Raw genomic sequence first — 7,958 nt, 5'->3', positions numbered from 1 at the left:
GTGGGACAACGTCCGCCCGCTCCGGAGTAGTTCTCACATCACAAGATTCGGGACAGTGGGATCGACCTGCCCTGCACCTGGTCGCGTCCGATGGAGGTACCGGGTCAACTAGATTTCTTATGATGGCAGGCATGGACATCGCTGATCTCGAGCATGCCGAGGCAGAGAAGTCGCGTCGTGCCGGGTAATGCGACAGCCATCGCTGCCGGGAGGCGCCATTCCGTGGGGCTGCGGTCGGATGGGACCGTTCTGGCGGTTGGATGCGACACGGCCGGCGAGTGTCGTGTGGGGTCCTGGGAGGGCGTCGTGGCTGTTGCGGCCGGAAACGTCCATGCCGCAAGGAACACAGGACGTTCTCACACAATCGGACTCCGGGCTGACGGGACCGTGATCGCCTCAGGGTGGGACCAGGACGCGCAGTGCGATGTGAGCGACTGGCGAGACATCCGCGCAGTGGCCGCCGGCTGGCGTACAACTCTCGGATTGCGCAGCAACGGAACTGTTCTGGCGACCGGCCGGCATGCCGAGGGACAGTGTCGAGTGTCCGCGTGGCGTGACATCGTCGGTGTCTCCGGAGGGGACTGGCATTCGGTTGGATTGCGCTCTGACGGTACAGCTGTGGCTGTCGGGGCCAATCGTCGAGGACAGTGCGGCGTCGAGGGGTGGCGCAATCTCACCGCCGTCGCAGCAGGGTATGTGCACACGCTCGGTCTACGAGACGACGGGAGAGTCTTGTCGACGGGAGTCCACGGGGCGGAGCGGCGCAGCATCGGCGACTGGGTAGACGTTGTTCAGATCGGCGCAGGCAGCTATCACTACGTTGCGCTCACAACCCAGGGGCGCGCTCTCGCTACTGGGGACAACAGCCACGGTCAGTGCGATGTCGATGGATGGAGCGGCCTCGTCGGAATAGCAGCCGGGTCTTTGCACACCCTCGGACTTCGTGACGATGGGACAGTTGTCAGCACCGGCGACGACGGTCACGGTCAGCGGCAGGTTGATGCGTGGACGGAAATACGGGCAGCCAAATAGCCAACGAAACGTACCGCGTCTGATGATGGAGACGTAGTGATGGCCGGACATTGCTGGCGATCTTCCCACGGCCACGACTCAATCGATGTGACGCCGAGGGGGTGCGAGGTCACGACCCGCTGAGATACGCCGAGCTGTGATGGCTCCGTGTCGACGCGCGCCTGGATCGGAGCGTGTTCGGGTGTCGGTGACCACGAAACCAGCCTGTTCGACATGTGTGGCCAGGAGATCGATCGGCCAGAAATATGCAGGGGCAACAGCATGGTCGAACGGCGTGAGTTCAGGACCCTCGAAGAATGCGAGTGCCAGTCCACCGTCAGCACGCACGCACCGCGCGAGGTCGGTCAACGTCGCGCCGATCTGTGCGGGTTCGACATGGATCAGCGAGTACCACGACAGAACGCCACCCAAGCTGGCGTCGCCGACGGGTAGGTGTGCGGCTTCACCGACCTGAAACCTGAGGCCGGGGTACTGCTCGAGAGCGGAACTGATGAACTCTGGTGCCGGATCGACGCCTTCGACGAGCAAGCCATCATCGGCGAGGTATTTGGTCCAGTGGCCGGGACCGCATCCGACGTCGAGGATCAGTCCGTCGACACCCCTGGCCCAGTCCAGCACGAAGTCGCGATCAGCCTCGGCCGCCGCGAGTCGTCGCGGCTCAAATCCGCCTACCAGCGCGGCGGCACCTAGCTGGATCTGCCGAGCAGATTGCAGCGTGACCAGGTATTTAATTGCATTGTCGCACAACCGATCCCGAGCCGATAACATTGCGTTATGTCGGTCTTGCCGGACCGCAGATTGCCATGTCGGGGACGGGTCTCGCCGGTTGAACGCAGACCAATAGACGAAGTTCTGGACGGCTCGGCCGAGCGGTGAGTAGAACTACCGATTCGGGTTTCGCTGGCGGGGGTGATGGTGAAGCCATGAACAAGTGGCGGGTCGATACGGCCAAGGTGAAGATGAGTGTACTGCTGGTCTGCTACACGGCAGGGTGGACGTGGATCATGGGTACCGTCCTCCAGTTCGCGTTGTTCTTCGCCGCGGACAGCCGTTGTAACGGCGATCCACCGCGTACCAACATGGACGGCGCCTGGCTGGTCATCGCGACCGTTTGTGTTTGGGCTGCACCGTTTCTCGCCACTGCTGTGTGGCGCAGGTCGGTGGTCTCAGTGAGTGCGGCCCTGATCAGCACCGTGGTAGGTGTTGCCGTCGTCGTCGACACTTTCGCGTCGCCCGATGCGTTCTGCTTCTAGGTGGTGTTTGACGGTCTCCGCCTGGGGCGCCGGTCACGGTCTACAGGTTAGGGCCGCGCATGCGAGCTCATCGATTGCATGACCGCTGCGGCGCGGGCGCGGAGCTCGTGTTCGTCGGTGTCGACCAGTACGCCGCCTTCGACGACCAGGCGGCCGGCGACGATGACGATGGTGACATCAGCTGCGCGCGCATGAAGGCCCAGTGCTGGGACGGGGTGACCGGCGCCGAGGTGATGTGTCGCGCTGGTGTCGATGATTGTCAGGTCGGCCAGTTGCCCAACGGCGATGCCTCCCAGACGGGCTGGGTTGCCCGTGCTCGATCCGGAGTTCGTTGCCACGGCGAGAGCTTGTTCGAGTGTCAACGCCATGTCCGAGGCTACCGAGGTGATCCTTCGGTCGGATCTTGCACCTGTTTGAACTCGTCCTAGTTACACGCCGATAAGATACATTATGTCAGGTGGAAGCTGCACTCCCGCCTGGAACCGTAGGCACGCGCCGGAGTCGATGCGCCGATCCTGAACCGTCACCGATGAAACTGCGCTGTCGCACAACTGATATCGGGTTGACAATGCGGACGGTCTGAATCTTCACCTCCTCTGTCGAACGTGTGGCGAGTGCTGCCCGCCAGCTGGTTCAGAGCTTGTTGGCAAGCACGTCGAGGTAGCTGATCTCGGGCGGTGTGGCGAAGAGTTCGTCGGCGCGTTCGCCAAGGGCCTTGCCCACTGGTCCGTTGAGGTGGGTATCACGGGCGGCGTCGTCGGGAAACGCGTCGATGATGCCGTAGGTCGAGGGACCGAACTGCACCGCGAACCAGGGCTTCGTGCCAGGCTCCTGTTCGACGAGAGGCAGCGCCGATCGGAGGAAATCCTCGACCGCGCCTTCTTTGCCGGGCTTGGCTTCGAGTCGGACCAGTAGCGCTTTGTTTGCCATGTCGGATCTCCTGTAAGTGGTGGACATGGTCCAGCATCACACCAACGACCGCTCAAGGGAGGGATTCTCGGGTCCGGGATTCGAGAAACACGGTGTTACCTCTAGCATTCACGGAGCAGAGAGAGGACACTCCGTGGTACAGGGAAAGGACATGCCCGAAATGCGCTCGCCGTTGCCGGTTGCGACGCAAAGAAACTGTTGTCTGGCAACGGGTTTGAGTTCCTCATTCAGCTCATGGATCTGGTCCTCGATCCACTGAGCGCACCTCGTTCGGTGGAACACCGGAGTCGGCGCAGCGCGCCCGAAAGCCGCTGTGAGACAGTGTATTGTGCGCTTGCTGAACTTGAGGTTCGTCGATCCCATTGGTGGATATTGTTTTCGACACCGCGGTTGTAGCCTTCACTCAGGCAGGTCTGTGGCTAATCTTGGACGCGCCCTTGTACTGCGGGCGGTTTCGGTAGCCGTGAGTTGGCCTGGCAGGCCGCGTCTGCCCAGGCCGGAGCGTCACTTACGCAGTTAGAACAGCAGCACGGGTCGACCGCGTACGCCTCTGGCGGTGATCAATTCGTGTGCGTCGCGACTTGTTCAAACGGGAAGGTGGCTTCGACGCAAAGGGTGAGGATCCCTTGTTCGGCTTGGTCGCGCAGTTTTTCTACTGTCTCGGTGTCGCGAACTCGGCTGCCTACGAACACCAGCGCACTGCGGGACAGTGCGGACGCTCTGCGCGAATTGCGGCCCTTGTCGGCGGCGTCAGCGATGACGGTGAGGCCGTCGGCTTTGGCCAGTTGGACTGCTTAGCCACCGACAGCGCCGGCTGCTCCCGTCACCGCGATCGTCCCGCCGGCGGGTACCTCCATGGCATCGTGCACTTCTGAAGGGATCTTATCCGGCGCGCCACTTGCGATCTCGAAGAGTGAGTGTACAGTCACTCACATGTCCTCCAGATCGCTCGGAACTGCCGACGAACGCACGGATGCGCTGATCAGCGCCGCGATATCGGTCTTTGCTCGAGCCGGCTTCCACGCCACGCCGGTGGCGTCGGTGGCGGCCGAGGCGGGGATCTCCACGGCATACGCATTCAAGCTCTTCGAATCCAAGGTCGACCTCTTCGTCGCCGCGGTTGACGCCTGTTACGAGCGCATCGTCACCACCCTGCGCGCTTCGGCGCGGGACGGTATCTCAGGGAGGTCGGCACTCGACGAGATGGGACGAGCCTATGCCGCTTTGATATCCGATCGATCGTTGCTGATGCTTCAAGTCCACGCGTTGGCGGCGGCGTCTGAACCGCGGATCTGCGCGGCGGTGCGCCGCGGTACGGGAAACGTCGTGGATCTGGTTCGGGCTGTCACCGACGCCTCGGATGCCGAAGTCCGCGAGTTCATGGCAGTAGGACAGCTCTGTCACCTCCTCACGGCCGTCGACGCGTTCGCCCTCGACGCCGAGTGGGCGCACATCATGACAGAAGGCATCGAACACTCTCTTCCCAACGCCTGACCCACCACATCTGGACCGGGCGGATGAAAAATACAAATCATCAATTGGTGAGTGATCAATCACTGAAAGGAACACGCAGTGTCCACATCTGAGCTCCACGTGGTCCTCGGCGCCGGCCCCGCAGGCCGCGCCATCGTCGACGAACTACGACGACTGGGTTTGCCCACGCGACTCGTGTCGCGGTCGTGGACAGCTGTCGACGATCCCGCTGTCGATGTAGTCGTCGCCGACGTGCGCGATCAGTCGGCGACCGCCACGGCGATCGCCGGTGCGGCGGTGGTCTACCACGCCGTGAACGTCCCCTACCATCGCCAGACCGCCGAGATGCCGATCATCGCCGATGCGGTCATCGGTGCTGCTGCGGAGCATGATTCGTCCCTCGTCGTCCTCGACACGCTCTACCCCTACGGCACCGCCGACGGTGCACACATCACTGAGGAGAGTCCGTGGAAGGCCACCTCGCGCAAGGGGATGATGCGCGCCGAGCTCGATCGCCGGTACCTCGCCGCTCACGAGGCCGGGACCGTCCGGGTGTCACTGGGTCGTGCTGCAGACTTCTTCGGCCCACGGGTGTTTGCGTCGACGTTGGGGGCGACCTTCTTCCCAGCGGCGATCCACGGCGATCCGGTCGTCGCCTTCGGGAACATCGACCTACCGCATTCGTACTCCTACGTTCCCGATGTCGCGGCCGGGCTCGTCACCCTGGGCAGACAGCACGGCGCAAGCGGCAGAGTGTGGCACCTCCCGACCGTCGCCGCGGTGTCCACCAGGACCATCCATCAGATTGTGGCCGAGATTCTCGGCCGCCCCGTTGCCGTCGATGTCATCGCCGAGCCCACACCCGTAGGTCCCTTCGACTCGCAATTCATGAACGAGTACGCCGAGATGTTCTACCAACATCTCATCGCACAAAACATGGTGTCGACCGCTTTTGAGGCCACCTTCGACCAGCGACCCACGCCGCTGAAGGACGCCCTGCAATCGACTCTCGACTGGTTCGCCCACCTCTGACCTGCTAGTGAGTGACTGCTCACTGAACAAAGGATCTCCCATGTCGTTTTCCCTTCTTCGTAGGCTCTCCGTCCTGACTGTCGCTGCGCTCGCTACTGTCGGGCTCGTCGGATGTACCGGGCACGACTCCCCGGTCGGATCGACGGCATCCGCGATCGCGTGGCGCCAGTGCGCCGACGCCGGCCAGAGCGGATTGTCCTGCGGTGTCTTGACCGTTCCGGCCGACTGGACTCGCCCTGATGGTCCAATGATCGACCTCCAGCTGGTTCGACGGCCTGCCGACGACTCTGCTCACAAGGTGGGGACGCTGATGCTGAACGATGTCGCAGGCGGGTCCAGCATCGAACAGCTCAGATTCGGGTTGTCTTTCGGCCTTGCCCCGTCCGAACTCGCCCGCCGGTTCGACATCGTGGCGCTCGATCTGCGAGGAACCGGCCACAGCGATCCATTCACTTGCTCGAAGCCGAATGCCGACTCCCCCGCAGCACCCTTGTTCCCCACCGACCAGACCGAATTCGACGCTGTCGTCGCCGCCAACAGATCACTCGCGTCACGCTGCGCGGCCGAGAATTCCGCATTGTTGTCGAACCTGGACACGACGAGCGTCGTACGCGATGTCGAGGCAGTGCGAAGGGGCCTCGGGCAGGCTCAGATTTCCTGGTACGGAATCGGTTACAGCGCTCGATTGGGCACCGCATACGCTCGCCTGTTTCCCGGCCAACTCCGCGCGATGGTGAACGACAGCGCTACCGACACCACCACCGCACCGGTGGAGCGACTGGCCGCAGAGATGACGACCGCCGAAGAATCGTTCAACCGTTTTACGCGCTGGTGCGGCTCGCAGCCCTCGGTCGCTGCGTGTCCGCTGGCCGGCCGCGACGTCGCGGCCGACTTCGATCGACTCACCGCGGCCGCTGACAAGGCGCCGATCCCCGCGCACACACAGCGAGCGCTGACCGGCGACGACATCCGCGCAGCGGCCCAGGACTACCTCAACATCCAACAGCCACAGTGGCCCGCATTCGCAGCGGCGATCCGCAGCGCGTTGGGCGGCGACGCAACAGCTTTCACGATCACGCAGGACAAGACCCTGAATCTCGTCGAAGCCCGGGTGCAGGCCTGTGCCGACAACCCGGCGGTCGTCGACGACCTCGCGGGCGTCCGAGAGCTGTCCACGATGGCGCACCGTCTGTCGCCACACCTCGGTGGCGCGGTCGCCGGCTGGCGACACCTCATCGGATGCATCGGATGGCCCGTCGCCTCGAAATCAATGGAACAAACACCGGTCCCATCGGCTCCGCCGGCGCTGTTCCTCGCGTCAGTACACCAGTCGTCGACTCCCTACTCCTGGTCGTTCGGAGCTGCCAGGCAACTCCCCGGCAGTGTCATCCTCTCCAGGGACGCCGATGACTACTCGATGTTCCTGTTCTCACACTGTGCACGAACGGCGATGACGGAATTCCTGACAGATCTGGTACCTCCCCCACACGGTCAGATCTGCACCGACTGACAACGGACTCTCGCTGCGGTGCCACGCGACGAGCTGGGCGCCGCAGTGACAGGTTTGCTCAGGGGAGGTGGCACGGCGGTGGCCGGGCGGACTGCCGCGGCGGTCCCGTCGCCGTCTACGACTGCGTCACAGCCCTTTCACGAACAGGTGAATCCATAATTAGGCGGGTGACCACACCGCGGTCACCGTCGACGCGCACGCGATCTCCGGTCACCAATGACTGCGTGGCAACCAGAGTGTTGACGATACAGGGCAATCCGTATTCGCGGGCCACGACGGCACCGTGCGACACCGAACTGCCGATATCGGTGACCAGCGCTGAGATGACCGTGAAGTAGGGCGTCCACCCGACATCGGTCACCGGGGTCACCAGAATCTCGCCACGCTGCAGATCGCGCGCTTCGACGATCGACTTCGCCACTCGCACCACCCCTTCCACGGTTCCGCGGCTGGCGGGCCGACCGATGATCTCGTCGTCGGTGACTCCGCGCTGCGGTCTGGCGACGAGCGGGACCGGTCGCCCGACGAACACGTCGTCGAACTCGAGAGCACTCTGGAACGCAAGCGCTTCGCGACGCTTCACCGCGCTCTGCACCAGATCGGCGATGTCCCCCGAGTCGACCACGTGATGCAATTCCGCACGGTCGAAAAAGAACACCAGATCCGCGTCAGACAGTCGGCCAGACTGCGCCAACACCTCACCGAGGCGGCGGAACCCCAGCTTGAGC

General features: G+C 63.4%; 9 protein-coding genes. 5 read left to right on the top strand and 4 right to left on the bottom strand.

Features of this window, described 5'->3' with window-relative positions; translation table 11 throughout:
• Positions 1 to 153 precede the first annotated feature (153 nt).
• Positions 154 to 1,032 (top strand): chromosome condensation regulator, encoded by an 879-nt coding sequence (locus JHC79_RS21825; RefSeq protein WP_296394832.1) that lies wholly within the window; start codon positions 154 to 156, stop codon positions 1,030 to 1,032.
• Positions 1,033 to 1,110: 78 nt separating this feature from the next.
• Here the strand turns inward: JHC79_RS21825 and JHC79_RS23855 are convergent, their stop codons facing one another.
• Positions 1,111 to 1,800, bottom strand: a complete 690-nt coding sequence (locus JHC79_RS23855) for a class I SAM-dependent methyltransferase (RefSeq protein ID WP_366783198.1) — start codon at positions 1,798 to 1,800, stop codon at positions 1,111 to 1,113.
• A 155-nt stretch (positions 1,801 to 1,955) separates the two neighbouring features.
• Between JHC79_RS23855 and JHC79_RS21815 the strand changes: the two genes are divergently transcribed.
• The gene (locus JHC79_RS21815; protein WP_296394829.1) at positions 1,956 to 2,285 is read left to right on the top strand and encodes a hypothetical protein; all 330 of its coding nucleotides are present in this window, start codon (positions 1,956 to 1,958) and stop codon (positions 2,283 to 2,285) included.
• Between the two features lie 47 nt (positions 2,286 to 2,332).
• Here the strand turns inward: JHC79_RS21815 and JHC79_RS21810 are convergent, their stop codons facing one another.
• Both JHC79_RS21810 and JHC79_RS21805 read right to left on the bottom strand, forming a co-directional pair.
• Positions 2,333 to 2,653 (bottom strand): amidohydrolase family protein, encoded by a 321-nt coding sequence (locus tag JHC79_RS21810; RefSeq protein ID WP_296394827.1) that lies wholly within the window; start codon positions 2,651 to 2,653, stop codon positions 2,333 to 2,335.
• A 265-nt stretch (positions 2,654 to 2,918) separates the two neighbouring features.
• On the bottom strand, positions 2,919 to 3,215 hold the full coding sequence (locus JHC79_RS21805) for an antibiotic biosynthesis monooxygenase (RefSeq protein WP_296394825.1): 297 nt from the start codon (positions 3,213 to 3,215) through the stop codon (positions 2,919 to 2,921).
• A gap of 933 nt (positions 3,216 to 4,148) precedes the next feature.
• On the opposite strand from JHC79_RS21805, the gene JHC79_RS21800 reads away from it, so the two are divergent.
• The 3 genes from JHC79_RS21800 to JHC79_RS21790 all read left to right on the top strand — a co-directional run bounded on the left by JHC79_RS21800 (position 4,149) and on the right by JHC79_RS21790 (position 7,230).
• The gene (locus JHC79_RS21800; RefSeq protein ID WP_296394823.1) at positions 4,149 to 4,709 is read left to right on the top strand and encodes a TetR/AcrR family transcriptional regulator; all 561 of its coding nucleotides are present in this window, start codon (positions 4,149 to 4,151) and stop codon (positions 4,707 to 4,709) included.
• Positions 4,710 to 4,787: 78 nt separating this feature from the next.
• Positions 4,788 to 5,720, top strand: a complete 933-nt coding sequence (locus JHC79_RS21795) for an NAD-dependent epimerase/dehydratase family protein (protein WP_296394820.1) — start codon at positions 4,788 to 4,790, stop codon at positions 5,718 to 5,720.
• A gap of 40 nt (positions 5,721 to 5,760) precedes the next feature.
• Positions 5,761 to 7,230, top strand: coding sequence for an alpha/beta fold hydrolase (locus JHC79_RS21790; RefSeq protein ID WP_366783195.1), 1,470 nt, complete (start codon positions 5,761 to 5,763; stop codon positions 7,228 to 7,230).
• Between the two features lie 115 nt (positions 7,231 to 7,345).
• On the opposite strand, the gene JHC79_RS21785 is transcribed toward JHC79_RS21790, so the two are convergent.
• On the bottom strand, positions 7,346 to 7,958 hold a 613-nt coding region (locus tag JHC79_RS21785; RefSeq protein ID WP_296394816.1), incomplete at its 5' end, for a PEP-utilizing enzyme.

The organism is Williamsia sp. (genome assembly GCF_016462415.1).
Taxonomy (GTDB): Bacteria; Actinomycetota; Actinomycetes; order Mycobacteriales; family Mycobacteriaceae; genus Williamsia_A.
The sequence above is the reverse complement of the archived record's forward strand: the minus strand, read 5'-3'. Positions and strand labels throughout refer to the sequence as shown.

What these genes read in the sequence shown, in the direction of transcription:
- JHC79_RS21815 (WP_296394829.1), top strand. Translation starts at nt 1,956, where the DNA reads ATGAACAAGTGGCGGGTCGATACGGCCAAGGTGAAGATGAGTGTACTG.
- JHC79_RS23855 (WP_366783198.1), bottom strand. Translation starts at nt 1,800, where the DNA reads ATGTTATCGGCTCGGGATCGGTTGTGCGACAATGCAATTAAATACCTG.
- JHC79_RS21825 (WP_296394832.1), top strand. Translation starts at nt 154, where the DNA reads ATGCCGAGGCAGAGAAGTCGCGTCGTGCCGGGTAATGCGACAGCCATC.
- JHC79_RS21810 (WP_296394827.1), bottom strand. Translation starts at nt 2,653, where the DNA reads ATGGCGTTGACACTCGAACAAGCTCTCGCCGTGGCAACGAACTCCGGA.
- JHC79_RS21790 (WP_366783195.1), top strand. Translation starts at nt 5,761, where the DNA reads ATGTCGTTTTCCCTTCTTCGTAGGCTCTCCGTCCTGACTGTCGCTGCG.
- JHC79_RS21805 (WP_296394825.1), bottom strand. Translation starts at nt 3,215, where the DNA reads ATGGCAAACAAAGCGCTACTGGTCCGACTCGAAGCCAAGCCCGGCAAA.
- JHC79_RS21800 (WP_296394823.1), top strand. Translation starts at nt 4,149, where the DNA reads ATGTCCTCCAGATCGCTCGGAACTGCCGACGAACGCACGGATGCGCTG.